General features: G+C 69.2%; 19 protein-coding genes and 1 riboswitch. Of the genes, 10 read left to right on the top strand and 9 right to left on the bottom strand.

Features of this window, described 5'->3' with window-relative positions; translation table 11 throughout:
• Positions 1-98: 98 nt before the first annotated feature.
• Together IHE47_RS16940 and glk are read right to left on the bottom strand one after the other, a co-directional pair.
• Entirely contained in the window at positions 99-3041 is a 2943-nt protein-coding gene (locus IHE47_RS16940) for a TonB-dependent receptor (protein ID WP_192108033.1), read from the bottom strand.
• An 81-nt stretch (positions 3042-3122) separates the two neighbouring features.
• Positions 3123-4223 carry a glucokinase gene (glk, locus tag IHE47_RS16935; RefSeq protein ID WP_343227502.1) on the bottom strand — a complete coding sequence of 367 codons (1101 nt, stop codon included), beginning with the start codon at positions 4221-4223 and terminating at the stop codon, positions 3123-3125.
• Between the two features lie 510 nt (positions 4224-4733).
• On the opposite strand from glk, the gene IHE47_RS16930 reads away from it, so the two are divergent.
• The 3 genes from IHE47_RS16930 (at position 4734) to IHE47_RS16920 (ending at position 8788) form a co-directional block, all read left to right on the top strand.
• A complete protein-coding gene (locus IHE47_RS16930; protein WP_192108031.1) occupies positions 4734-6017 on the top strand; it encodes a sugar MFS transporter in 1284 nt (427 codons plus the stop codon).
• 101 nt (positions 6018-6118) lie between these two features.
• The gene (locus IHE47_RS16925; protein WP_192108029.1) at positions 6119-7168 is read left to right on the top strand and encodes a LacI family DNA-binding transcriptional regulator; all 1050 of its coding nucleotides are present in this window, start codon (positions 6119-6121) and stop codon (positions 7166-7168) included.
• A gap of 114 nt (positions 7169-7282) precedes the next feature.
• A complete protein-coding gene (locus tag IHE47_RS16920) occupies positions 7283-8788 on the top strand; it encodes a GGDEF domain-containing protein (protein WP_192108027.1) in 1506 nt (501 codons plus the stop codon).
• A 135-nt stretch (positions 8789-8923) separates the two neighbouring features.
• Here IHE47_RS16920 and btuB read toward each other — a convergent pair whose 3' ends face one another.
• The 4 genes from btuB to IHE47_RS16900 all read right to left on the bottom strand — a co-directional run bounded on the left by btuB (position 8924) and on the right by IHE47_RS16900 (position 14358).
• Positions 8924-10834: a TonB-dependent vitamin B12 receptor gene (btuB, locus tag IHE47_RS16915; protein WP_192108025.1), complete on the bottom strand. Its 1911-nt coding sequence runs from the start codon at positions 10832-10834 to the stop codon at positions 8924-8926.
• Positions 10835-10958: 124 nt separating this feature from the next.
• Positions 10959-11184, bottom strand: a riboswitch (cobalamin riboswitch).
• Positions 11185-11295: 111 nt separating this feature from the next.
• On the bottom strand, positions 11296-12435 hold the full coding sequence (gene nagA, locus IHE47_RS16910) for an N-acetylglucosamine-6-phosphate deacetylase (RefSeq protein WP_192108023.1): 1140 nt from the start codon (positions 12433-12435) through the stop codon (positions 11296-11298).
• 114 nt (positions 12436-12549) lie between these two features.
• Positions 12550-13581 carry an SIS domain-containing protein gene (locus IHE47_RS16905; RefSeq protein WP_192108021.1) on the bottom strand — a complete coding sequence of 344 codons (1032 nt, stop codon included), beginning with the start codon at positions 13579-13581 and terminating at the stop codon, positions 12550-12552.
• A 24-nt stretch (positions 13582-13605) separates the two neighbouring features.
• Positions 13606-14358, bottom strand: coding sequence for a GntR family transcriptional regulator (locus IHE47_RS16900; RefSeq protein ID WP_192108019.1), 753 nt, complete (start codon positions 14356-14358; stop codon positions 13606-13608).
• 216 nt (positions 14359-14574) lie between these two features.
• Between IHE47_RS16900 and zwf the strand changes: the two genes are divergently transcribed.
• The 4 genes from zwf to eda all read left to right on the top strand — a co-directional run bounded on the left by zwf (position 14575) and on the right by eda (position 19505).
• Positions 14575-16041 (top strand): glucose-6-phosphate dehydrogenase, encoded by a 1467-nt coding sequence (gene zwf / locus IHE47_RS16895; RefSeq protein ID WP_192108017.1) that lies wholly within the window; start codon positions 14575-14577, stop codon positions 16039-16041.
• Positions 16042-16178: 137 nt separating this feature from the next.
• Positions 16179-16883, top strand: a complete 705-nt coding sequence (gene pgl / locus IHE47_RS16890) for a 6-phosphogluconolactonase (RefSeq protein WP_192108015.1) — start codon at positions 16179-16181, stop codon at positions 16881-16883.
• Positions 16884-16982: 99 nt separating this feature from the next.
• A complete protein-coding gene (gene edd, locus IHE47_RS16885; protein WP_192108014.1) occupies positions 16983-18830 on the top strand; it encodes a phosphogluconate dehydratase in 1848 nt (615 codons plus the stop codon).
• A gap of 24 nt (positions 18831-18854) precedes the next feature.
• A complete protein-coding gene (gene eda, locus IHE47_RS16880) occupies positions 18855-19505 on the top strand; it encodes a bifunctional 4-hydroxy-2-oxoglutarate aldolase/2-dehydro-3-deoxy-phosphogluconate aldolase (protein ID WP_192108012.1) in 651 nt (216 codons plus the stop codon).
• Here the strand turns inward: eda and IHE47_RS16875 are convergent, their stop codons facing one another.
• The 3 genes from IHE47_RS16875 to IHE47_RS16865 all read right to left on the bottom strand — a co-directional run bounded on the left by IHE47_RS16875 (position 19506) and on the right by IHE47_RS16865 (position 22222).
• Positions 19506-20792: an MFS transporter gene (locus IHE47_RS16875; RefSeq protein WP_192108010.1), complete on the bottom strand. Its 1287-nt coding sequence runs from the start codon at positions 20790-20792 to the stop codon at positions 19506-19508.
• Positions 20793-20840: 48 nt separating this feature from the next.
• Positions 20841-21431, bottom strand: coding sequence for a DUF2239 family protein (locus IHE47_RS16870; RefSeq protein WP_192108007.1), 591 nt, complete (start codon positions 21429-21431; stop codon positions 20841-20843).
• A 95-nt stretch (positions 21432-21526) separates the two neighbouring features.
• Entirely contained in the window at positions 21527-22222 is a 696-nt protein-coding gene (locus tag IHE47_RS16865; RefSeq protein ID WP_192108006.1) for a hypothetical protein, read from the bottom strand.
• 184 nt (positions 22223-22406) lie between these two features.
• Between IHE47_RS16865 and IHE47_RS16860 the strand changes: the two genes are divergently transcribed.
• From IHE47_RS16860 to IHE47_RS16850, 3 genes are all read left to right on the top strand, one after another.
• Complete coding sequence (locus tag IHE47_RS16860) at positions 22407-23267, top strand: EamA/RhaT family transporter (protein ID WP_192108004.1); 861 nt, start codon at positions 22407-22409, stop codon at positions 23265-23267.
• Between the two features lie 68 nt (positions 23268-23335).
• Positions 23336-24940 (top strand): peptidase S10, encoded by a 1605-nt coding sequence (locus IHE47_RS16855; RefSeq protein WP_192108002.1) that lies wholly within the window; start codon positions 23336-23338, stop codon positions 24938-24940.
• A 61-nt stretch (positions 24941-25001) separates the two neighbouring features.
• Positions 25002-25373, top strand: coding sequence for a nuclear transport factor 2 family protein (locus IHE47_RS16850; protein ID WP_192108000.1), 372 nt, complete (start codon positions 25002-25004; stop codon positions 25371-25373).
• Positions 25374-25433 lie beyond the last annotated feature (60 nt).

Below are 25433 nucleotides of genomic sequence, written 5' to 3'. Positions count from 1 at the left end.
GTGGCCGCAAAAAGACGGGCCCGCAAAATGAAGCCGGGCCCGTTCGGGGAGAGTGCGGGCCGTCCGTGGCCCGCGGGTTGTCGCGGTAAAGCGGTGGATCAGAACTTGAAGTTCGCCGTCAGGTAGTACTGGCGACCGTTCTGGTAGAACGCCTCGGGCACCTTGCCGAAGCCCAGGCCGGCCTGGTAGCCGTAGTCGTAGTAGCGCAGCTTCGGGTTGTTGAGGTTCATCGCGTCGAACGAGAAGCTCACGTTGTCGTTGAGCGTGTAGCCCAGCGAGAACGACAGGTAGCCCGTGCCGGCCTGGTAGTACGGCAGCAGCGGCATGGTGTTCGACTGGCCCGTGACCGAGTTGGCCAGGGTGCCCGCCTGCACCGGCATCATGCCGTCGTAGAACGAGGAGCGGTACGTGTAGTTGATGCGCGCATTCCACTGCTTGTCTTCGTAGAAGGCCGACAGGTTGACGGTGTTCTTCGAGGTGCCGTACAGCGGACGGTTGCCGGCTGCCACGTTGTTCGCGAAGGTGCCGTCGGCGTTGTACAGGTAGGTGCCGCCCGACGAGTGGCCGTTCGCATAGGTGTAGCTGACCTGTGTGCCGAAGTGCTCGCCGATCGGCTGCACCCAGTTCAGTTCCACGCCCTTCAGAGTGCCGTTGACGTTCACCGGCTGGCTGATCAGGTACTGGCTGTAGATCGGTGCGCCGGTAGGGTTGTTCGTCTTGTTGAAGGTCAGGTAGCTGTTGAGGTAAGTGCGGGTGACCGTGCCGTAGTCGTAGTAGTTGTTGAGGTCCATCGCGTACACGCTGGCCGACAACAGGCCGCGCGGCGCGAAGTACCACTCCAGCGAGGCGTCGAAGTTGGTGGACACCAGCGGCTTCAGTGTCGGGTTCGGACCCAGGCCTGCACCTAAGGAACCTTCCTTCTCCGGATCGCTCAGGGTCAGGAAGCCGGCCAACTGGCCGTAATCCTGGCGGGTCAGCGTCTGCGAAGCGGCGAAGCGTGCGAGCAGGCTGCCGTCGCTGTTGAGGTTGACCTTCAGGTTGAAGCTGGGCAGGGCCTTGGTGTAGTGGGCCTTGTAGAAGTTCCAGTACCAGCCGCCGCCGCCGGTGGTGGCATCGCACGGATACCAAGGCGAGTTGCAGTATGGGCCGCTGTAATCGGTCTGCTGGATCGAACCGGCGGTATAGCCGATGTTCTCGTTCGTGCCCACCAGGCGCACGCCCGCGTTGCCGCTCCAGTTGCTGCCGGCGAAGTTGACCTGCAGGTACGCCGCCTTGTTCGTCTCCGTCATCTGGTAGATGTCGTTCGGATAGAAGCGCGAAGCCGGGCCGCTGCTGGCGCGATTGGCGTAGGTGGCATCCAGCTGGGCCAGCTGGGAGGGCGTCCAGTACCAGACGCTGCCGAGGCCGCTGGCCAAGGGATTGGTGTAGCTCTCGGTGCTGGCCGGCCACAGGGTGGAGTTCGGGCTGAAGTTGATCGCCGAAGCCCAGTTGGGGCCCTGGCTGATCGCGAACAGGCTGTCATGAGTGTGGCGTGAATCGCGGATGCCGAACTGCAGCGAGGACAGCGAGCCGGCATCGTCGAAGTCGTATTCGCCGTCGGCCGTGAACCAGTTTTCCTTGTCCACCACGTGGATGCCCTGGTCGCCGAAGATCCAGTCCAGGCCTACGGTGGCGGGGTTGTAGACGCCGTTGTTGCCGCCCAGCGACACGCCCATCGGCGAGCTCAGGCCATTCATCGAATAGCTGGAGGAGGCGCCATAGCCGGTGTCCATCTCCATGATGTCCTGCACCGGGGTGTTGCCCGTGCCCTTGGTGGTGCCGAGCTGGAACTTGAAGTTCAGGTTCTGCGTGGCCTGCCAGTTGGCGTCGAGGGTGACGTACTGGCTGGACTCGCTCTCGCCCGGACGCGAGATCATGTCGTAGATGCCCTGCGACAGGCCAGACGCACCCGCCAGCGTGGCGCTGCTGAGGACGTTGCCGTCGAGGGTGTAGTTGGACAGCGTGCTGGTCGGCACGCGGTCGCGCAGGCGCAGCATGTAGTTGCGGTTGTAGTCGGTGGCATTCAGGTGGGAATAGAAGCCATCGAGGTTGAGGGTCAGGTTGTCCAGCGGCTTCCACTCGAGGTCGATCGAGGCGCCCTTGCGCTTGCGCTCCTGGGTGAACAGCGCGGAACCCGGCAGGTTGGGATAGAACACGCCCGTGCTGCCGTCGGCATGGTTGGGCAGGCCAAGCTGCGTGGCGGCCGCCGTACCGGTGGGGATGTATGAGTAGCCCAGCATTTCCTGGCCGTCGCGCTGCAGCTCGCGGTCCTCGTAGAAGACCTGGGCCAGCACGCCGAAGCTGCTGTCGTCGTTCTTCCAGTTGACCAGGCCGTTGAACTGCGGCTTGGTGCTGCCGGGCAGGCTGGAATACACGCCGCCCACGCTGGCTTCGGCGGAGAACGGCTTGGCGAACTCCAGCGGCTTGCGCGTGATGATGTCGATGGTGCCGGCCGCGCCGCCCTCGAGCAGGCTGGCCTCGGAGGTCTTGTGCACCACCACCTGGCTGACGATTTCCGACGGCAGCATGGCGTAGCTGACGCTGCGCGTGCCGCCACCGCCGGTGATGAACCAGTCGCCCGAGCCGATGTTGTGGCCGTCCACCGTGGTCAGGGTGAGCGAAGGCGCGCTGCCGCGCAGGCTGGCGCGGTCGGCTTCGTCGAAGCCGCCTTCGGCGCCCGCCGCGTCGGAGATGTTCACGCCCGGCAGCTGGGCGATGGTGTCGGCCACGTTCTTCGCCGGCAGCTTGCCGATGTCGGTGGCGGAAACCACTTCGATGTGCGAGTCGGCGGCCTGCTTGGTGTCGATCGACAGGGCTTCGCTGTTGCGGATGCCGGTGACGGTGACGGTGGAGAGCTGCTTCACCTTGTCCTTGTCGGGCTTGCCGGTGTTGGACGTGGTGGAGCTGCTGGTGTTCTGGCTGTTGTCCTGCGCGTACGCGCCGACGGACAGGCACAGGCCGGCGACGATGCTCGCGGCAAGCAGTGTCTTGCGATGGTTCATGGGGCCTCCCCTCAGAGGTTGGATCGGTTGGTGTAACCGTGGTGTGTTGGCTTGCGTGGTGCGGTGTTCGGCGCCGTGTCGCTAGAGCGGTGGCATGGCTCGTTCTCCCTGCCGCTCCTCCAGAAACCAGCCGGCGGCGCCGATGACACCTAGCTGGCCGTGCTCAATCAGTCGAACAGGAACTTTCTGCAGCCAGGCGCGCATCACGCCCTTGTTGAAGTAGCGCTCGGCGAAGCTGCTGGCGCGCAGGAAGCCGTGGATCTGCGGCAGGATGCCGCCGGCGAGGAACACGCCGCCGCTGGCGCCGTACAGCATCGCCAGGTCGCCGGTGAAGCTGCCGAGCAGGCCGCAGAACACCTGCAGCGTTTCCAGCGCGGCGGCGTCGTGGCCGGCCAGCGCCGCGCCGGTGACCTCCGCCGGCGTCATCAGCGACACCGGGCAAGCGCGCAGTTCGCACAGCGCGTGGTAGAGGTTGAGCAGGCCGGGGCCGGAGAGCGCGTCCTCGCAGGAGACGTAGGCACGGCCGCGCGCCAGCACGCGCAGGATCTCGATCTCGCGCTCGTTGCCCGGCGCCAGCGCGATCTGGCCCGCCTCGGTGGGCAGCACCTGCGCGTGGCCGACGACGCGCGGCAGCAGCACGGCCGAACCCAGCCCCGTGCCCGGTCCCATCACCAGCACCGGGCCGCGCGCCGCGGGCCTGGCGGTGTCGATCACCGGCAGCGTCTCGTCCGTGTCCAGGAACTGCGCGGCCCAGGTCACCGCTTCGAAGTCGTTGATGACCTCCAGCTGCGCCAGCTTGAGCATCTCGCGCAGCGCGCCGATGGACACCGGCCAGGGCAGGTTCTCGTTGACGATGCGGTCGTCCAGCACCACGCCGGCGCTGGCCACCACGCAGCGGCGCACGCGCGCGGCCAGTTCGGCATGGCCGGCGGCCGGCAGTTGCCCGATGAAGTCGCGCAGCACGCTGCCCAGGTCGGCCCAGTCGGCGCAGTGGTAGCGGTGGTAATGCAGCACGCTCACCGGATGCCGCTCGGCGGGCGTGCCGATCACCAGGCCGATGCGCGCGTGGGTGCCGCCGACGTCGGCGGCGAGGAACGGCTCGCCGCGGTCATGCACGCCGTCCGGCGCCGACGACCGCGGCATCGGCTGGGCGACATGGCGCTGGCTGGCGAACTCTCCCACGTGGATTCCCCTTTTGTCCGCTGCGGCCAACCGGCGCGACACGCGCTGTGCGCGAGGCCGTCGGAAGGCAAGTGCGGCGGAGTCTGGAATCGTCATGACAACGTTGTCAAGTGAATGTCCCGGAATTTTCATCACGGCGTGCAGGGCCGCGCAACATGACCGTTGGCATGGTCTAAATTCTTGGATCGATTCAAATTGTTTGGCAATTCGGGTTTTGGCGTTGCCAGTCTCCGGTTGTCTCGTGGACCGTTCGCTCGTCATTCCGGCGCAGGCCGGACAAAAGCGAGCCATCCAGCGGTTTTTGGTGCTCGAGAGCCAAGGCACCGGGTCCCGGCCTTCGCCGGGACGACAAGCAAAAGTGCAAGCCCGCCGGACAACGGTACTTTCCATACCCGTCTCGGCACGCCCGCAGTTGACAACGTTGTACTTTGCAGCCAATAAAGGGCATTCGGGCGTCGCACGTGCCGTTATGCTCACGGCCGTCCACGCCATTCCTCGGGGAGAGACTTCATGGCAAGCACGCAGGCGGCCGCGCCGTCCGGACATTCCTACATCGGGCCGATGATCATCATCGGCGTGCTGTTCTTCATCATGGGTTTCTTCACGTGGCTCAACGGGCCGCTGATCTCCTTCGTGAAGGTGGCTTTCACCCTCGACGACATCAACGCGTTCCTGGTGCCGTTCGCGTTCTACCTCTCCTACTTCGTGCTCGCGCTGCCCGCGGGCGCGGTGCTCAAGCGCACCGGCATGAAGCGCGGCATGGTGCTCGGCCTGTTCGTGATGGCCGTCGGCGCGGCGCTGTTCGGCGCGTTCGTGCGCATCCGCGTGTATCCCGGCGCGCTGTCCGGCCTGTTCGTGATCGGCGCGGGCCTGTCGCTGCTGCAGACGGCGTCCAATCCCTACATCAGCATCCTCGGCCCGATCGAGAGCGCGGCGCAGCGCATCGGCATCATGGGCATCTGCAACAAGATCGCCGGCGCGATAGCGCCGCTGGCCTTCGGCGTGCTGGTGATGAAGGGCATCGACGCCTTCCTCGAAAAGGTCACCGCGATGCCCACCGGGCCGGAACGCGAGGCCCTGCTCAATGATTTTGCCGCGCGCGTGTTCTGGCCCTACATGGCGGTGGCGGGCCTGCTGGTGGTGATCGCGGTGGTGATCGTTTTTTCCACGCTGCCGGAAATCAAGCCGGCCGGCGCCAACAGCGAAAGCTCGGTGGGCCACGCCAAGGGCGGCATCTTCAGCTTCCCGCACCTGTGGCTGGGCGTGCTGTGCCTGTTCCTCTACGTGGGCGTGGAGGTGATGGCGGGCGACGCGATCAACACCTACGGCCAGGGTTTCGGCCTGCCGTTGCAGGTGACTTCGCACTTCACCACCTACACCATGGTGGCGATGCTGGCGGGTTACCTGGTGGGTTCGGCGCTGATCCCGCGCGTGGTCTCGCAGCAGCGCTACCTCGCCGTATCGGCGGTGCTGGGCGTGCTGTTCGCGCTGGGCGCCTACGTCACCCACGGCTATGCCTCGGTGGCCTTCGTCGCCGCGCTGGGTTTCGCCAACGCGATGATGTGGCCGGCGATCTTCCCGCTGGCGATCAAGGGCCTGGGCAGCCACACGGAACTGGGCTCGGCGCTGCTCATCATGGGTATCGTGGGCGGTGCGCTGCTGCCGCAGGCCTTCGTGCACCTGAAGCAGGTCATCGACTTCCAGCTGGCCTTCGTGGTCGTGATCGTGCCCTGCTACCTGTACATCCTGTACTACGGCTTGCGCGGCCATCGCGTGGGCCAGCAGGCGGGCTGAGCGACGCGTGCGGCCGGGCCGTTGTCCGCTAGACTTTGTCGCCCGTCGGCGCGGCTTCGCGGCCGCGCCTTGCGCCGTTCCATTGCACTGAGGATCCGCGGTTGCGCAACGCCACCATCAAGGATGTAGCCGAACAGGCGGGCGTTTCGCTCAAGACCGTCTCGCGCGTCATCAACAACGAGCCTTCGGTGCATGCGCGCACGCGCGAGAAGGTGCAGAAGGCGATCGAGGCGCTGGACTACCGCCCCGATCCTTCCGCACGCAGCCTGCGCAGCACGCGCGCCTACGCGGTGGGCCTGGTCTACGACAACCCCAACGCGCACTACGTCATCAGCATGCAGAGCGGCGTGCTGGCGGCCTGCCGCGCCAACGGCTACGGCCTGCAGATCCATCCCTGCGATTCCACCTCGCCGCGGCTGGCCGACGAACTGGTGTCGCTGGCGGCGCAGGCGCGCCTGGCCGGCATGGTGCTGGCGCCGCCGATGTCGGAGAAGCCGGAGCTGATCCGCCGGCTGACCGCGGCGAAGATCCCGTTCATGCGCATCATCTCCGCGCGCAAGGACCCGCAGGACGGCTATCCCTGCGTGTACGTGGACGACCGCGACGCGGCCTACGCGATCACCGAGCACCTGATCCAGCTCGGCCATACGCGCATCGGTTTCCTGTGGGGCGGCCGCGACCACCGTTCCAGCCCCGAGCGTTACCAGGGCTACGAGGACGCGCTGAAGGACTACGGCATCGCGCTGGACCGCAAGCTGATCCTGCCCGGCGACTACTCCTTCGACGACGGCTTCCGCGGCGCGCGCAAGCTGCTGGCGCTGAAGGACCGCCCCACCGCGATCTTCGGCTCCAACGACGAGATCGCTGCCGGCGTGCTGGCCGCCGCGCACTCCGGCGGCATCAGCGTGCCGTGGGAGCTTTCCATCGCCGGCTTCGAGGACAGCCCGTTCTCCAAGCAGTCGTGGCCCGCGCTCACCACCGCGCGCCAGGCCACCGAGGAAATCGCCCGGCATGCCGCGCAGCGGCTGATCGGCAACCTGCAGCGCGAGGCCAACGGCGAGCCGCTGGAGGAAGGCAACGAGGGCTTCAGCCCGGAACTGGTGGTGCGCGGTTCCACGGCGCCCTTGCGCGGGACGCCGGCGAAGCGCTGAGCGCAGCCAGCCCGCACTGGCCGGGTGTCCCCGCCTGCCGGCGGCTCTTGCCATGCCCGGACCGCGCCGATACGTTCCGCAAACGTCTCCGGGGGAAGCGTCGCTTCGACCACCATGACCACATCGAGCCGGCAAGCCGGATTGCGTTATGCCCTGGCGCTGGCCCTGCTGCCGGCGCTGCTGGCTTGCGGCCTGCTGATCGCGCCGCTGCAGGTGGACCACTGGTCGTACCACCTGCAGTTCGTCATCGCGCTCGCCACGACGGTCTGGTGCGCGCGGCTGGTGTCCCGCTCCAGCTACCCGCGCGTGCTGATCCTGGCCCTGGCCATCAGCCTCGGCCTGTGGACGCTGGGGGCAGCGACGCTGCTGGTGCAGATCGACCTGCTGCACTCGCTGGTGGACATGACGAACTACACGTACCTGCTGTTCGTCGGCTACGGCGTGCCGCTGCTGTACGTCGCGGTGGCGTTCGGCGATCCGTATTCGTCCCGCTGGCAGAAGGTGCTGGATGCCTCGCTGCTGGTGCAGCTGGGCCTGCTGTACTGGGTGAGCATCGTGGACGTGCTGGACGCGCACGGCAGCCTCAGCCCGACCAGCCTGTGGTATGTGCGGCATGCGCTCGATGCCGTGAACGCCTTCCTGGCGCTGGCGCACGTGGCGCGCTGGCTGACCGCGAGCTCGCCTGCCACGCGGCGCTTCTTCCGCATCACCAGCGTGTACCTGGTGAGCTACCTCGTGTGCATCGGCGTGCACAACCATGCCGACATGGAAAGCGTGGGCGTGAACTTCATGAGCGTGCTCGGCGACGTCCTGCCGCCGCTGCCGTTCATCGCGCTGGCGCTGATGCTGCACCGCTGGCGCAACGCCCCGGCGGCGGAACCCGCCAGCGGCAGCGGGCTGCTGCAGCGTGTGGCGCTGGGCGTGAGCCCCATCCTGTTCCTGTTGGCGATCTTCGCGGTGGGCCTGAGCATCGACGACCGGCGCACCGGCCTGGTGCTGCTGATCGTGGGGCTGGCGATGCTGGCCTACATCCTGCGCACGGTGCTCGTGCAATACCGCTACGTGCAGACGCAGGACCGGCTGCAGGCCATGACGCAGGCGCTGGAGCGGCTGTCCTACACCGACGCCGTCACCGACCTGCCCAACCGCCGCGCGTTCGACCATGCCTTCGTGCGCGAGTGGGCGGCCTCGGCGCGCGCGCCGGACGGCATGAGCCTGCTGATGATCGACATCGACAAGTTCAAGGACTACAACGACCTCTACGGGCACCAGGCTGGCGACCACTGCCTGCGTGCCGTGGCGCGCCTGATCGCCGGCACGCTGCACCGCCCCGCGGACTTCTGCGGCCGCTACGGCGGCGAGGAGTTCGTGATCCTGCTCCCGGGCACGCCGCTTGCCGGTGCGGAAATCGTGGCCCGCCGGATCCTCGAGCGCGTCCACACTGCCAACCTGCCCTACACCACCGGCATAGCCGGCCGCGTGACCGTCAGCATCGGCGTATCGGCCCGCCGTGCCACCGACATGCAGGCCGAGACCCTGATGGAACGCGCGGATCGCAACCTCTACCGCGCCAAGGGCCGTGGCCGCAACCAGTGGGATGCGAGCGAAGCGGAGCTTTGATGTTTCTAGGGTTGCCCGTCATCCCGGCGCAGGCCGGGATCCAGCAGCGATTACGCTATGTTCAAGCCATAAAGTCACTGCATTCCGGCCTGCGCCGGAATGACGGGCAAGAAGCCAGCCGGCCAGACTTTCTCGTCAGCGCACCGCCGGGCTGTAGCGCAAGGTCAGGTACCAGGTGCGGCCCGGCTGGTTGAAGTAGTACACGGTCTCGTAATCGCGGTCGAAGGCGTTGGCCAGCTTGGCCTCGACCTGCCAGTCCGGCGTGAAGTGCCAGCTCGCGCGCAGCGCCAGCGTGCTGTAGCCGGCGAGGCGGTTGGTGTTGGCAGCATCGTCGTAGCTGCGGCCCGCGGCATACCAGGTGGTGCCGATGCCGAAGTCGCCGAAGCGGCGGTCGATGTCGACGCGCGCCATGCGCTCCGGGCGGCGCGGCAGGAGGTTGCCGCTGTTGGCGTCCGCGGTGGCGTTGCCGACGTCCTTCGGCTGCTGCAAGGTGAGGTAGCCCTGCACCTGCCAGCCGTCGAGGTTCACGCCGGCCTGGCCTTCCAGGCCGCGGATGCGCGCCTTGCTGACGTTGAACGGCACGTAGTTCTGGCTGGGGTCGAGCAGGATCAGGTCGTCGATCCGGGTCTGGTAGGCGCTCACGCCCCAGTTCCATGCGCCCGACTGCTGGGCCACGCCCACTTCGGCGCTGCGCGACTTCTCCGGCTTCAGCCCGGGGTTGGCCGAGGGGATGCCGTAGTACGGCGGGTAGTACAGGTCGTTGAAGGTCGGTGCGTGGAAGGCCGTGCCGTAGCTGGCGTACACGCGCAGGCCGTGGTCGAAGTGGTAGCCCCAGGACGCCGCGCCGGTGTCGTGGTCGCCGTATTGCTGGTTGTGGTCGTGGCGCACGGACAGCTGCACCTCGTTCTGGCCGAACGTGCCCAGGTACTGCGCGTAGGTGCCGGTGTCGTCGCGGTTGTCCGCCAGATAGCCGGTGCTGCTGTCCAGGTGTTCCTGCTGGTAGTCCACGCCCACGGTCAGCAACTGGTTCGGGGCGAGCGCGATGTCGTTCTGCCACGAGAACTGGTTGCGCCGCGAGTTGAAGTAGCCGGTCTGCGCCAGCGGGTAGTACTCGCCGTAGTACGTGCCCTGGTAATAGGTGGTGGCGAGATCCTTGCTCTGGCCCGCGTTCAGGGTGACCTTCCACGCCTCCAGCGGCGAGAAGCTCAGGCGCACGCCGGCCACGCGCTGTTCGTTGACGGCGTCGTCGCCGCCGTACGGGCTGCCGGCGTACTCGACGTCGTTCTTGCTGCGCAGCCAGGTGAAGGCCAGCTCGGTGCCGTCGTCCCAGCGGTAGCCGGCGTTGGCCGCGCCGTTCCAGTTGCGGTAGGCGTCGTCGCGCGTATCGTCCACGAAGCAGCCGGCCATCGCCTCGGCCGCGCCCATCCTGCAGCCGGGAAAGCCGCTGGTGTATTCGCCGCCCAGGCTGAGGTTGTACCAGGCGTGCGCGTCGCCGCCGGACAGTCCCGCCTCGCTGCCGAGCAGGCCGTGGCTGCCCGTCGTCACGCTCAGCGACGGCGCGACACCGCCATTGGCCTGGCCGTGGCGCGTGAAGATCTGGATCACGCCGCCGACGGCGTCGGCGCCGTACAGGCTGGAGCGCGGGCCGCGCACGATCTCGATGCGCTCGATCTGCTCCACCGGGATCTGCTCCAGCGAGGCGAAGCCGGCGGTGACCGAGCCGATGCGCACGCCGTCGATCAGCACCAGCGTGTGCGTGGAGTTGGTGCCGCGCATGAACAGCGAGCTGGTCTGGCCGAGGCCGCCGCTCTGGGTGACGTTCACGCCGGGCAGGCCGGTGAGCAGGTCCAGCACCGACACCGGCTGCAGGCGCTCGATGTCGGCGCGGGTGATCACGGTGACCGAGGACAGCGCATCGTCGGCGGTGATCGCGGTGCGCGTGGCGGTGACCACCACCGGGTTCAACGAACTGGCGTCGTCCTGGTCGGCGGCGTAAGCGGTGGTGAAGCAGCACAGCAGGGCTGCGGCCAGCAAGGTCTTTTTCACGTCTCGTTCCTAGTCCGCGCACCCGCGCACGGCTCAGTGTCCAATGGGCCGGATGCGGAAGGTTGGTCAGGGAACAGGCAGGCACGGCGGGGCCGGACGCGTCTGTCCAGCCTCGCCCACCGCGAGCCAGCAGTCATGTCCGGGCCGGTCTCCGGGCTTGCGGGCGACGACTTCTCCGTCGTCTTGCGCGGCGCCTTCCCATGTCGTCTGACACAGTGGCGGATGGCCGCGCGCACTCGCTTACCGTTGCGGGGGCAGCGCCGGCCTTGCGGTGTGGAACACCACGCACCGGCTTCCCGTTTCATCCCTGCGGCGAATGCCGTCGGGACACCTGAACGCCGCGCAGTCTAGCAGGTCGTGGAGTTCGGACGCCCGGAGGCGCTTGTCGCAGGAGCGCACCCTGTGCGCGAATGCCCTTGCTCCGATCGGGCATCGGAGCCATCGCGCACAGGGTGCGCTCCTTACGACGATTGGCCGGCGATCCAGCTGCGACGGATGTTGCAGTCGCCATCCATCGCGACCAGGTCGGCGCGATAGCCAACCGCGATGCGGCCGTGGCTGGCGCCCAGGCCGAGGAAGTCGGCGGGATAGGTGCTGGCCATGCGCACCGCTTCGTCCAGCGGCAGGCCGAGCATGTCCACCGTGTTGCGCACGGCGCCGGCCATGTCCAGCGCGGAGCCGGCCAGCACGCCGTCCGCGGTCTGGCAGATGCCGTCCTTCACGAGAATGGTTTCGCCGTTCAACACGTAGCTGGGATCGTCCGCGCCCACCGGCGGCATCGCGTCGGTGACCAGCAGCGTCTTGCCGCGCGGCTTGGCGGCGACGGCATTGCGCAGGCTGGCCGGATGCACGTGGTGGCCGTCGACGATGATGCCGCACCAGCTGCCGGGATCGTCCAGCGCCGCGCCCACCACGCCGGGCTCGCGGCTGCCGAGCGGGGTCATCGCGTTGAACAGGTGGGTGAAGCCGCGCACGCCGGCCGTCAGCGCGGCGCGGACGGTGGCGTGGTCGGCGGCGGTATGGCCGGCGTTGACGAGCACGCCGGCGGCGGCGAGCCGCGCGATCATCCCGTGTGGCACGCGCTCGGGGGCCAGCGTCACCAGCCGCACGCCGCGATGCGGGGCGCACAGCATCGCGAGTTCCTCCTCGCCCGGCACGTGGAACCACTTCGGATCGTGCACGCCCTTGCGCTCGGGCGCGAGGTAGGGGCCTTCCAGGTGGATGCCGAGCAGGCCCGGCACGCCTTCGTCGAAGGCCTGCTCCACCGCGGACAGCGCGGCGCGCATCTTGTCCACGCTGTCGCTGATCAGGGTGGGCAGGAAGCCGGTGGTGCCGAACCTGCGGTGCGCGGCGCCGATGGTGCGGATGGTTTCCACCGTGGGCGCGGCGTTGAACAGGGCGCCGCCGCCGCCGTTCACCTGCGTGTCGATGAAGCCCGGCACCAGCAGCGCGCCGTCGAGATCCTGCGCCGGTGCGGCGCGCACGGCGGCATGGTCGTGCGGCAGCAGCGCGGCGATGCGCCCGCCGTCGAGCAGCACGGCGAGATCGTCGCGCCAGCCATGGGCGGTGAGGACGCGGGCGTTGGTGAGCGCGGTGGTCATGGCGAGGTCATCCCAATGGAGGCGAACGGTGCAGGAGCGCACCCTGTGCGCGATGGCTCTGATGTTTGATCGGAGCAGAAGCAATCGCGCACAGGGTGCGCTCCTACCGGGAGATCAGACGGTTTCGGTGACCTTGTTGAGGTGCGGCGGCACGTCCGGGTTGAAGCCGCGGCGCAGCGCCAGCGCGCTGGTGGCGCGGTAGAAGCTCTGGATGGTGAGCAAGGGCGTGCAGATGGCCGGCAGCCCCGAGGCCAGCGGCAGGAAGCCTTCGCCGGCGAGGCCGGGCGCGGCCACCAGCACCTGGGCGCCGCGGTTGCGGAACTCGTCCGCCACCGCCAGGGTGCTGTCCAGCGTGCCGTCGTCCTGCGCGAAGCACAGCACCGGGAAGTGCGGGCCGACCAGCGCCATCGGGCCGTGCTTCACTTCCGCGGCGCTGAACGCCTCGGCGTGCAGGCCACAGGTTTCCTTGAACTTCAGCGCCGCTTCCAGCGCGACCGCGAAGCCGAAGCCGCGGCCCACCACGAACAGGTTGTGCGCATCGACGAGGCCGTCGGTCAGCGCCGACCAGTCCGCATCCCAGCCCTTGCGCAGCGCCTCGGGCAGGGCCTGCAGCGCGGCGATCAGCCTGGCGTCGCCATGCCAGTGCGCGCACAGGTGCAGGATCGCGGCCAGCGCGGCGAGGTAGCTCTTGGTGGCGGCCACGCTGCGCTCGGGGCCGGCGTGCAACGGGATCACCGTGTCGGCGATCTGCGCCAGCGGCGAATCCTCCACGTTGACCATCGCCACCACGCGCGCACCGGCGGCCTTGGCGGCCTGCGCGTTGCGCACCAGGTCGGGGCTCTTGCCCGACTGCGAGATGGCGATGAACAGTGCGCCTTCCCACTGCTGGGGCGCCGCGTACACCGAGGTCACCGAGGGCGAGGCCGAGGCGGTGACGATGCCGAGCTGGGTCTCGAACACGTACTTGGCGTAGGCGGCGGCGTGGTCGGAGCTGCCGCGCGCGCAGGTGACGATGAAGCGCGGCGGCTGCGCGCGCAACGCGGCGGCCAGCTCGCTGACCACGCGCTCGTTGGCGGCGAACTGGCGCGCCACCACGTCGGCGGATTCGTGCGCTTCGCGGAACATCAGGGTGTCGCTGGCGTGCATGGGCTTCTCGCGTCTGGAAGGGGGTCAGTCGGCGTGCAATTCGGCGACGAAGTCGTAGATGTCGCCGCGGTACCAGGAACAGGTGAACTCGACCACGCGGCCGTCGTCGAGGAAGCTGCGCCGCTCGATGTTGAGCCCGGCGCTGCCGGTGGCCACGTGCAGCTGGCGCGCGTGCTGCACGCCCAGCGACACCGCGCGCAGGCGCTGCAGCGCGCGCCGCGGGCGGCAGCCCAGCGATTCCAGTACCTCGTACAGCGAATCGCGCACCACGGTGGGGTCGGGCAGCACGCTCGCGGGCACCACGCTGCGCTCGATCGCCAGCGGCTCGTCCTGGCCGTAGCGCACGCGGTGCAGCCGCGCCACCAGCGTGCCGGGCGACAGGTTCATCGCCATCGCTTCTTCCGGCGTCACCTCGCCCACGCTGCGCTCGAAGAACTCCGAGCGCGGATGCAGGCCGCGGTCGCGCAGGTCCTCGGTGAAGCTGGACAGCCGCGACATCGGCTTGACGATGCGCTCGGCGATGAAGGTGCCAGCGCCGTGGCGCTGGGTCAGCAGGCCCTCCTCGACCAGGCCGGCGATCGCCTTGCGCACGGTGACGCGCGACAGCTTCAGCGCCTGCGACAGGTCGCGTTCGCTGGGCAGCGCCTGGCCCGGCTCGATCGCGCGCTGCTCGACCACGTTGCGGATCGCGCTGCGCAGGCGCAGGTAGGCCAGCGGCTGGTGGCTGGAGGGGTCGCGGCAGATGCGGCGGTATTCGCGGGCCAGGGCGGTTTCCATTCCAAGAAGATACCAATAGCAAACCATTGGCTGCAAGCGGTCTGGACGTCCATTTCGTGCGTTGCGGTGAAAATCGAGTTATGGTGCGGCTTCCGGGGCGTCCATGAATTCGTATGCAAGGCAGTGCTTGCCCTGGTATCCCACTGGTACTATCGTCGGAAAACGGGCCGGTTCCCCCTCCGGCCTGCCCGTATTCCCCCGTATTGAGGTGATTGCGTGACGGCTACCTTCCAGACGGTCGATCCGTTCGACCTGGTGATCTTCGGCGGCACCGGCGACCTCGCCCTGCGCAAGCTGCTGCCCGCACTGTTCCATCGTTACCTCGATGGCCAGATCCCGGCCGGCAGCCGCGTCATCGGCGTGGCCCGCGAGCCGCTCGACGACGCCGGCTACCGCGCCCAGCTGCGCGCGTCGATGGCCGGCAAGGGCGGCGACGAGGCGAAGCTCGACGCCTTCCTGCAGCAGGTGTTCTACCGCCCGCTGGACGCGCGCAAGGACGAGGGCTGGGAGGCGTTCGCCGCGCTGATCGGCGAGCAGCCGACGCACATCCGCGTGTTCTACCTGTCCACCTCGCCCGAGCTGTTCGAGGACATTTGCCGCCGGCTCGGCCAGTGCGGCCTGAACGGCGAGCGCTCGCGCGTGGTGCTGGAGAAGCCGATCGGCCGCGACCTCGCCAGCGCCAACCGCATCAACGACGCGGTGGGCAAGGTGTTCGCCGAGTCGCAGACCTACCGCATCGACCATTACCTGGGCAAGGAAACGGTGCAGAACCTGCTGGCGCTGCGTTTCGGCAACGCGCTGTTCGAGCCGCTGTGGAACGCCAGCCACATCGACCACGTGCAGATCACCGTGGCCGAGACGCTGGGCCTGGGCCGCCGCGCCGGCTACTACGACCGCGCCGGCGCGCTGCGCGACATGGTGCAGAACCACCTGTTGCAGCTGCTGTGCATGGTGGCGATGGAGCCGCCGGCCTCGCTGTCGCCCGACGCGGTGCGCGACGAGAAGCTCAAGGTGCTGCGCTCGCTCAAGCCGATCGACGAGAGCAACGCCAGCCACGCCACCGTGCGCGGGCAGTACCGCGCCGGCGTGGCCGAGGGCCAGTCGGTGCCGGGCTACCAGGACGAGCTGGACGGCGCGAAGTCGGAGACCGAGACCTTCGTGGCGCTGAAGGCCGAGATCGAGAACTGGCGCTGGGCCGGCGTGCCGTTCTACCTGCGCACCGGCAAGCGCATGCCCGAGCGCGTGTCGGAGATCGTGGTGGCGTTCAAGCCGGTGCCGCATTCGATCTTCGGCGCCGGCGTCGGCCCGCTGGCGCAGAACCGCCTGGTGCTGCGCCTGCAGCCCGACGAGGGCGTGAAGCTGTGGCTCACCATCAAGGACCCCGGCCCGGGCGGCCTGCGCCTGCGCTACGTGCCGCTGGACATGAGCTTCGCCGAGGCCTTCGGCGTGGCGCAGCCCGACGCCTACGAACGCCTGCTGCTGGACGTGGTGCGCGGCAATCCCACGCTGTTCATGCGCCGCGACGAAGTGGAAGCGGCGTGGCGCTGGGCCGATCCCATCCTTGCCGCATGGGCGGCCGCCAACGAGGCGCCGCGCCCCTACGTCTCCGGCACCTGGGGGCCGAGCGCGGCGGTGGCGCTGATCGAACGCGACGGCCGCACCTGGCACGAGGACAGCGAGTAACAACGATGCGCCCCTCGCCCGCTTGCGGGAGAGGGGTTGGGGAGAGGGCGCTTTTGCAACGTCGCGCAAAGCCGGACCCTCTCCCGCCCTTCGGGCACCCTCTCCCGCAAGCGGGCGAGGGGAGCAGGAATCACATGATGTCGAATATCACCACGCACAATTTCGCCGATCCGGCTGCACAGGCTGCGGCGCTGGCCGGGCACGTCGCCGCGCAACTGCGCGAAGCCATCGCAGCGCGCGGCCGCGCCGTGATCGCGGTGTCCGGCGGCAGTACGCCAAAGGCGTTCTTCGCGCAACTGTCGAACGAAAAGCTGGACTGGCCGGCGGTCACCGTCACCCTGGTGGACGAACGTTGGGTGCCGGACACGGACGAGCGCTCCAACGCGAGGCTGGTGAAGTCCACCCTGCTGCAGAGCGCCGCCGCCAGCGCGGACTTCGTGCCGCTCTACACCGGCGCCGCCACGCCGGAGGCCGGGCTGGCCGAAGCAGGGGCGCGCATCGCCGCATTGCCCGCGCCGTTCGACGTGGTGCTGCTGGGCATGGGCGACGACGGCCACACGGCTTCGTTCTTCCCCGGCGGCGACCACCTCGCCGAGGCCACCGATCCGCGCGGAACGGCGAAGGTGTGGCCGATGCGCGCGGCCGGTGCCGGCGAGCCGCGCATCACGCTCAGCCTGCCCGTGCTGCTGGATACGCGTGCGCTGTACCTGCTGGTGTGCGGGGTGGGCAAGCGGGATTTGCTGGATTCCGTGCAGCAGGATGCGGAGGCCGCGAAGGCTTATCCGATTCGCTGCGTGGTGCAGCAGGATCGCGTACCGCTTGTCGTGTATTGGTCGCCCTGACCTGAAACGTTTCGCGGCTGAAGCCGCTCCTGCAGCGCGCAAAACCGTAGGAGCGGCTTCAGCCGCGAACCCAGCCCATCAGATTGCCGGATCTTAGCCATGAGCCAGCTCCATCCCGTCGTCGCCGAAGTCACCGCCCGCATCGCCGCGCGCAGCCGCGCCAGCCGTGCCGCCTACCTCGCCCGCATCGATGCCGCGCACGGCGACGGTCCGCATCGCGCGCGGCTTTCCTGCGGCAACCTCGCGCACGGTTTCGCCGCCTGCGGCGAACACGACAAGGCGGCTCTGCGCAGCGGCCGCGCGGCCAACCTCGGCATCGTCACCGCGTACAACGACATGCTGTCGGCGCACCAGCCGTACGAGCACTACCCCGAGCTGATCCGCCGCGTGGCGCGCGAGGCCGGCGTCACCGCGCAGGTCGCCGGCGGCGTGCCGGCGATGTGCGACGGCGTCACCCAGGGCCAGCCCGGCATGGAGCTGAGCCTGTTCTCGCGCGAGGTGATCGCGATGGCCACCGCGATCGCGCTGTCGCACGACATGTTCGACGGCGCGCTGATGCTGGGCATCTGCGACAAGATCGTGCCGGGCCTGCTGATCGGCGCGCTGAGCTTCGGCCACTTGCCCACGGTCTTCGTGCCCGCGGGGCCGATGCCCAGCGGCATCAGCAACGACGCCAAGACCGCGGTGCGCCAGCGCTACGCCGAAGGCAAGGCCACGCGCGACGAACTGCTGGAAGCCGAGGCCGCGTCCTACCACGCGCCCGGCACCTGCACCTTCTACGGCACCGCCAACTCCAACCAGATGCTGATGGAGATCATGGGCCTGCACCTGCCGGGCTCCAGCTTCGTCAACCCGAACACGGCGTTGCGCGATGCGCTTACCGAGGCCGCCGTGCATCGCCTCGCGGCGATCAGCGCGCCGGGCGAGCACCACACCCCGCTCGGCCACATGGTCGACGAGCGCACCATCGTCAACGGCGTGATCGGCCTGCACGCCACCGGCGGCTCCACCAACCACCTGCTGCACCTGGTGGCGATGGCGCACGCGGCCGGCATCGCGCTGACGCTGGAGGATTTCGACGCGCTGTCCGGCGTGGTGCCGCTGATGGCGCGCGTGTATCCCAACGGCTCCGCCGACGTGAACCACTTCCACCAGGCCGGCGGCATGCCGTTCCTGATCGGCTCGCTGATCGACGCCGGCCTGCTGCATGGCGACGCGCACACGGTGTGGGGTCGCGGCCTCGATGCCTATCGCAAGATGCCCGCGCTGGATGCCGCCGGGAAACTGGTCTGGAACGAAGTGCGCGAAAGCAGCAGCCTCGACGTGCTGCGCCCGGCCAGCGAACCGTTCCGTGCCGACGGCGGCCTGCGCGTGCTGCGGGGCAATCTCGGCCGTGCCGTGATCAAGGTGTCCTCGGTGCCGGGCGACCGGCTGGTGATCGAGGCGCCCGCCGTGGTGTTCCACGACCAGGATGACGTGAAGGAGGCCTTCGATCGCGGCGAACTCGACCGCGACTTCATCGCCGTGGTGCGCTTCCAGGGGCCCAAGGCAATCGGCATGCCCGAGCTGCACAAGCTCACGCCCACACTGGGCCTGCTGCAGGCGCGCGGGCATCGCGTGGCGCTGGTCACCGACGGGCGCATGTCCGGCGCCTCCGGCAAGGTGCCTGCGGCGATCCACGTCACGCCCGAAGCCATCGACGCCGGCCCGCTGGGCAAGCTGCGCGACGGCGACATCATCCGCCTCGACGTGATCGCCGGCACGCTGGAAGCCAAGGTCGATGCCGCCGATTGGGCTGCGCGCGAACAGGCGCACGCGGACCTTTCCGCGCACCACGCCGGCATGGGCCGCGAGCTGTTCGCCACCCTGCGCAACGCCGTGGGTTCGGCGGACGCCGGCGCCACCATCTTCACCAAGCACGACCGCCACCACGCGGCCGATGCCTGATCCATCACTACACGAGCCATCGCCATGACTTTGCAGGAAACCAAGCAGCAGCAACTCGCCGAAATCCTCGCGCTGGCGCCGGTGGTGCCGGTGGTCATCATCGACGAGCTGGCCCATGCCGTGCCGATGGCGCGCGCACTGGTCGCCGGCGGTATCCGCAGCATCGAGGTGACCCTGCGCACGCCGGTGGCGCTGGACGCGATCCGCGCCATCGCCAACGAAGTGGAAGACGCGGTGGTGGGCGTGGGCACCGTGCTCGACGGCCAGCAGCTGGAAGCCGCGCGCGTGGCCGGTGCGCGCTTCGCGGTGTCGCCGGGCGTCTCGCCGAAGCTGCTCGATGCCGCCGACGCGAATGCACTGCCGCTGCTTCCCGGCGTGGCCACCGCGGGCGAGGCGATGAGCCTGCTCGAACGCGGCTACAGGCACCTCAAGTTGTTCCCGGCCGTGCCCGTGGGCGGCGTGAAACTGCTCGGTGCCTGGGCCAGCCCGCTGCCGCAGATCCGCTTCTGCCCCACCGGAGGCATCAGCCTCGCCAGCGCACCGGAGTTCCTCGCCCTGCCCAACGTCGCTTGCGTCGGCGGTTCGTGGCTCACGCCCAAGGACAAGCTCGTGGCCGGCGACTGGGCCGGCATCGAGCAGCTGGCGCGCGAGGCGGCGGCGCTGCGCGCGCGCTGATCAGGCCGCTTCCGGCACGCGCGCCGGCGTGCCGATGCTGCGTAGCGCCGGGCTGCCCATGCAGGCCAGTGCGATCGCGGTCAGCATGAGACCCGCGGTCGCGAACATCGCCGGCAGCGAAACCAGCTTCAGCAGGCTGCCGGCGATCGCCGCGGACAACGGCCCCAGCCCCATGAAGGTGAACATCAGCAGGCTCATCGTGCGGCCCATCATCTCCGGCGCCACGCGGCGCTGGATCCAGCTGACGATGGTGACCTGCACGATGCCGCCCAGCAGGCCGGTGGTGGCCAGCAGGGCCGCGCCGGCCAGCGTGGAGTGGTCGAGGCCCAGCGCGGCCAGCGCCAGGCCGGCCAGGCTGTCGATGCCCAGCACCATCAGGCCCAGCCGGTTGCGCACCAGCCTGGCGGCGAGGCCGGACAGCATGCTGCCCACCAGCATGCCGCCGCCGTTCGCGGTCATCAGGATGCCCAGCGAGGCGGCACCGAGGTCCAGCCGGGTGTCGGCCAGCATCGGCAGGCCGACCTGGATCGGGCCGCCCACGAACACCGACACCACCGCCGCATAGAGCACGAAGGCGCGCAGCGGCAGGTCGGCCCATACCGCGCGGATGCCCGCGGTGACGTTGGCCAGCACGCCGCCGTCGCGCGGGCGCGGGTGGTGGTCGCCGTGCACGCGGATCAGCGCCAGCGAGCCCAGCGAGAACACGAAGCTCAGCGCATCGACGCCGAAGGCGAGGCCCAGCCCGGTGGCGTCGGCCATGTTGCCGTGGCCGCCGTGCGCGCCGGCGCTGATCAGCAGGCCGGCCAGCGCCGGTCCCACCAGCATGCTCAGCTGGCGCATCGCCATGAACAGCGCGTTGGCCGCGCGCAGCTGCGCCGGCGCCACCAGCTGCGGCAGGATCGCCGAGCCGGCCGGGTAGGCGAACGCGGTGGCGAGGCCGATGCCCAGCGCCAGCGCATACACCAGCCCCATGTGGATGGCGCCGCCCAGCACCAGCGCCGCCAGCACGCTCACCAGCAGCGCATTCGCGCCGCGCGCCGCCAGCAGCACGCGGCGCGGCGAGAGGCGGTCCACCATCGCGCCGCCGATCAGCATGAAAGCCGCCCGCGGCAACGCCATCGTCGCCAGCACCAGGCCCAGCGCGGCGGGGCTGCCGGTGAGCTTGAGCACCAGCCAGGGCAAGGCCACCAGGGTGAACTGGTCGCCGATCGCGGAGATGCCGCTGCCGCCGAACAGCAGCCGGAAGTCGCGTTGGGCAAGCGGCGAGGTGCCGGGAGAGGAGGACATGGGGGATTCCGTTCGGGTGGAGTGTTCGCGCTGCCTGTGCGTGGCGGTTCAGCCGGCCTCGGCCTGCGCGTCGCGGGCGATGCGGGCGAGCCGGCGGGCATGCTCGCGCACGTCCTTCGGCCAGCCCCGGGTATGGCGGTTGAAGGCGTCGCGGTCGCCGCGCCACAGCGCACGCGAGGCTTCCTCGTAACCGGCGAGGTCGCCCGCCACCACGCGCATGAAGCGGTCGGCGGCTTCGCCGGCGAGGCGCGCACGGTCCTTCGCGCTGCCGTTGCGACGCGCTTCTTCCACCAGCTTGCGCAGCGTGACCGAGGCGCCGCCGGGCTGGCTGTTCAGCCAGTACCAGTGGCGCGGCAGCAGGGTCACCTCGCGTGCCACCACGCCCAGGCGCGGACGCCCCGCCCCGCGCGGCGCGGCGCCATCGGCGGCGGGTTGCAGGCGCGCCAGCACGTCGTCCGCGCTGCCGCGGAAATCGATCTCCACCGGCTGGCCGGTGGCGTCGTCGAGGATCACCGGCGTGCGCGCCGGGTGCCTGTCGAGCAGGCGCTTCACCGCCAGCGCCACTTCGGCCAGCGCGCCCGAGGCGACCAGCGCATGGCCGTCGAAGGCGGTGCAGGCGGGACTGTCGTGCGAGGACATGGTTTGATCCGGGTGAAGCAGGCTGCCTATTTTGTCCGGATCAAAAGCAATGTCAATAATACCCGGATCAAATATGGTCGCCCATGGCACCGGCATCAGTGGTGTGCGTAGTACATCGGTGCGCCCGGCTTCAACGGATCGGGGCAGCCGTAGCGTTCCGCAATGGCCTCGTCCTGCGCACTGTCCGCGGCATCCACATGGTTCGCGATGCGTTCCCGCGCGGTCATGTTGCTCTCGATGTCGAGCTTGAGGCAGTGCGGGTCGATGGCGCCGAACTGGCTGCCGACCATGCGCACCAAGCCGGCGACGCCCTGCATGCGCGGGTCGGCCATGCGGAACACCGGCATGCCGTGCACCGGCTCGCCGCTGCCCGGCACGCGGACGCCCTGCTGCCCGTACTCCGGGCGGGCGAACCGGCCACCGCCGGCGATGTAGCTGGGTGGCGCGGTGACGATCAGGCTGTCGATGGCGTGCGGCACCGCGGGTGGCGTCGGCGGCGCCGGCTGCGTCGTCGCATGGGTGGCGCGAGCCACGGGCGCAGGCAGGCGCGACGGGCGGGAGGCGTGCGCGGGTTGCGGTGCCGGCATGGCCGCGCGCGGTGGTCGGTCCGGCTGGCGCGTCGGCGGCAGCAGGCGCACTTCGAGGGCATCCGGCGATGCCGTCGGTGTTTCCGCATCGGGCCGGCGCCAGCCGGGCGGCACTTCGAGCAGCACGGCAAGAAAGGCCACATGGATCAACAGCACCGCCGCCAGCGCGATCACGCGCGTCCAGCGCAGATGATCGCCTGACATCCTTTCCGGCGCGGAAGCCTGCCGTCCATTCATGCTGCCAGCCCCATTCCAGTCATGCGGCGCCGGACGGCGCGCAAGCCATGGGGAGACAGGCTGCGCGCCGATTGGTTCAGCGGCCAGGGTTCCCGCGGCAAGCCGCAGCGCAGGCGTTAAGCTCGCCATCCCTGCGAATCGGGAATCCTTGATGATCTACGTGCTGGCAAGCGCCATATGCAGCGTGCTGGTGTCGGTGCTGCTGAAACTGGCGCGGCGCCTCGGCCTGGACGTGGCCCAGCTGGTGGCCTGGAACTATGCGGCCGCAGCCGTGCTGGCCGCGCTGCTGCTGCAGCCCACGCTGGCATCGCTGCACGCGCCGGGCGCGCCTTGGCCTGCGTTGCTGGGCCTTGGCGTGCTGCTGCCCACGATCTTCCTCGCGCTGGGCGCATCGGTGCGGCACGCGGGCATCGTGCGTTCGGACGTGGCGCAGCGCCTGTCGCTGCTGTTGTCGCTGCTGGCGGCATTCGCGCTGTTCGGCGAGCGGCTCGATGCGACGAAGGCCACGGGCTGCGCGCTCGGCCTGCTCGCCCTGCTCGGCATGGTATGGCGCACGCAGCGCGGCCAGGATCCGGGTGGCGCCGCCGGCTGGGGCTGGCCGCTGCTGGTGTTCGCCGGCTTCGGCGCGATCGACGTGCTGTTCAAGCGCGTGGCGGCGGCAGGCGTGCCGCTGGGCACCTCGCTGCTGGCGATGTTCGTGCTGGCGCTGCCCGTGGCGCTGGCGCTGGCCGGATGGCAGCGCCTGGGGGGCGGCGCGCGCTTCACGCTGCGCGGCGCGCTGGGTGGCCTGCTGCTCGGCCTGCTCAACTTCGGCAACATTTTCTTCTACCTGCGCGCGCACCGCGCGCTGCCGCAGCACCCTGCGCTGGTGTTCGCCAGCATGAACCTCGGCGTGGTGGCGCTGGGCGCGCTGGTCGGCGTTGCGCTGTTCCGCGAGCGCCTCAGCCGCCTCAACCTCGCCGCGCTGCTGCTGGCGCTGCTGGCCATCGCGCTGCTGACGCATGGGGCGTGACTTCCGGGGCATGCGGCTGCGCGAAGGCGCTTCCTATGCTGCGGCGAGCATTCCAAAGGATCCCCACCATGCGCAAGCTTCCCCTCGCCGCGGCACTCGCCGCGCTGCTGCTCAGCACCGCCGTGGCCGCCGACAGCGGCAAGAAGCCCGGCAAGGATGCGCCAGCCGCCGCGCCCGACGCCGGCCTGACCACGCCGCAATCCTCGACCAGCGAAGGCTCGGTGAGCGTGGAAGGCAAGAGCATCCGCTACCAGGCGGTGGCCGGCACCCTGGTGCTGCATGGCTCGGGTGACAAGGAGCACGAGCCCACGGTGAGCATGTTCTACACCGCCTATTTCAAGAAGGACGCGAAGGCGGGCGAGCGCCCGGTCACCTTCATCTACAACGGCGGCCCCGGCTCGGCCACGGTGTGGCTGCACATGGGCGCGTTCGGTCCGAAGCGCGTGGTGACCGCCGACGACTCTCACACGCCGGCGGCGCCGTACCAGCTGGTGAACAACGACTACAGCCTGCTCGACGCCTCCGACCTGGTGTTCATCGACGCGCCGGGCGCGGGCTTCAGCCGGCTGATCGCCGACGACAAGGACCCGGCCAAGCGCGCCGCGCAGATGAAGGAGCGCGAGAAGGCGATCTACGGCGTGGACGGCGACGGCCACGCCTTCGCCCAGTTCATCACCGAGTTCCTGTCGAAGTACGGCCGCTGGAACTCGCCGAAATACCTGTTCGGCGAAAGCTATGGCACCACCCGTTCGGCGGTGGTGGCCAACATCCTCACCAACGAGGACAGCGTGGACCTCAACGGCGTGATCCTGCTGTCGCAGATCCTCAGCTTCGACAACAGCATCGACGGCCCGGAGACCAACCCCGGCGTGGACCAGCCCTACGCGCTGGCGTTGCCCACCTACGCCGCCACCGCGTACTACCACCACAAGCTGCCTTCGCCGCCCGCCGACCTCGACACCCTGCTGCGCGAGGTGGAGCAGTTCGCCACCGGCGAGTACGCGCAGGCGCTGATGGCCGGCGCGCAGCTCGACGCCGCGCGCAAGCAGGCCGTCGCCCGGAAGCTGTACCAGTACACCGGCCTGCCGGCGGCCTACTGGATCAAGGCCGACCTGCGCGTCTCGGGCGGCATGTTCGAGCACGAGCTGCAGGCGAACGACGACACCACCACCGGCCGCCTCGACACGCGCTTCTCCGGGCCATCGCTGGATCCGCTGGGCAAGGAGTCGGAATACGACCCGCAGTCGTCGGCGATCAGCTCGGCCTACATCGCCGCGTTCAACGACTACGTGCGCAAGGACCTGAAGTTCGGCGACGGCCAGCGCTACCGCGAGTACGCCGACATCCACCACTGGGACATGTCGCACCATGCACCGGGCAGCCACGAGGCGCTGCAGCAGTCCACCAACGTGATGCCGGACCTGGCGACGGCGATGAAGACCGACCCGGACCTCAAGGTCTTCCTCAACGGCGGCTACTACGACCTCGCCACGCCGTTCTACGCGGCGCAGTACGAGATGGACCACCTGCCCATCCCCGACGCGCTGCGCAGGAACATCTCCTACGCGTGGTATCCCTCAGGCCACATGGTCTACGCACACGAGCCCTCGCTGAAGCAGCTGCACGACAACGTGGCGCGCTTCATCGGGGACACGGACAACGTGAAGCGCTGAATCCGTGCAAGCGCGGCGGGGGCGTGCTGAAATGCACCCCCCGCCAAACCGGAAGCACCGCATGCGCGCCCTGGTCGACCGCTACCTCGACGCCTACAACCGCATGGACGTCGCCGCGATGCTGGCGACGATGCAGGACGAGGTGGTATTCGAGAACTACACCGCCGGCGTGCTGGCCCTGCGCACCATCGGTATCGCGGAGCTGCGGCACCTGGCGGAAAGCTCGCGCCACCTGTTCACGATGCGCCGGCAGACCATCACCGCATGGCGCGAGGCGGACGGCACCGGCTACGCCGGCATCCATTTCGAAGGCACCTTCGCGGTGGACCTGCCGAACGGCGTGCGCGCGGGGCAGTCCGTCACGATGGCCGGGCGCAGCGAGTTCCGGCAGCACGACGGCCGGCTGGTCTACATCGCCGACCACAGCGGTTGATCCCGCGCAAACCCCTGCCTTTCGGCAGGGGCCGCCTTCAGGCACATACGTCGCGACGCA

This window comes from Rhodanobacter sp. DHB23 (assembly GCF_014842975.1).
Lineage (GTDB): Bacteria > Pseudomonadota > Gammaproteobacteria > Xanthomonadales > Rhodanobacteraceae > Rhodanobacter_A.
The sequence above is the reverse complement of the archived record's forward strand: the minus strand, read 5'-3'. Positions and strand labels throughout refer to the sequence as shown.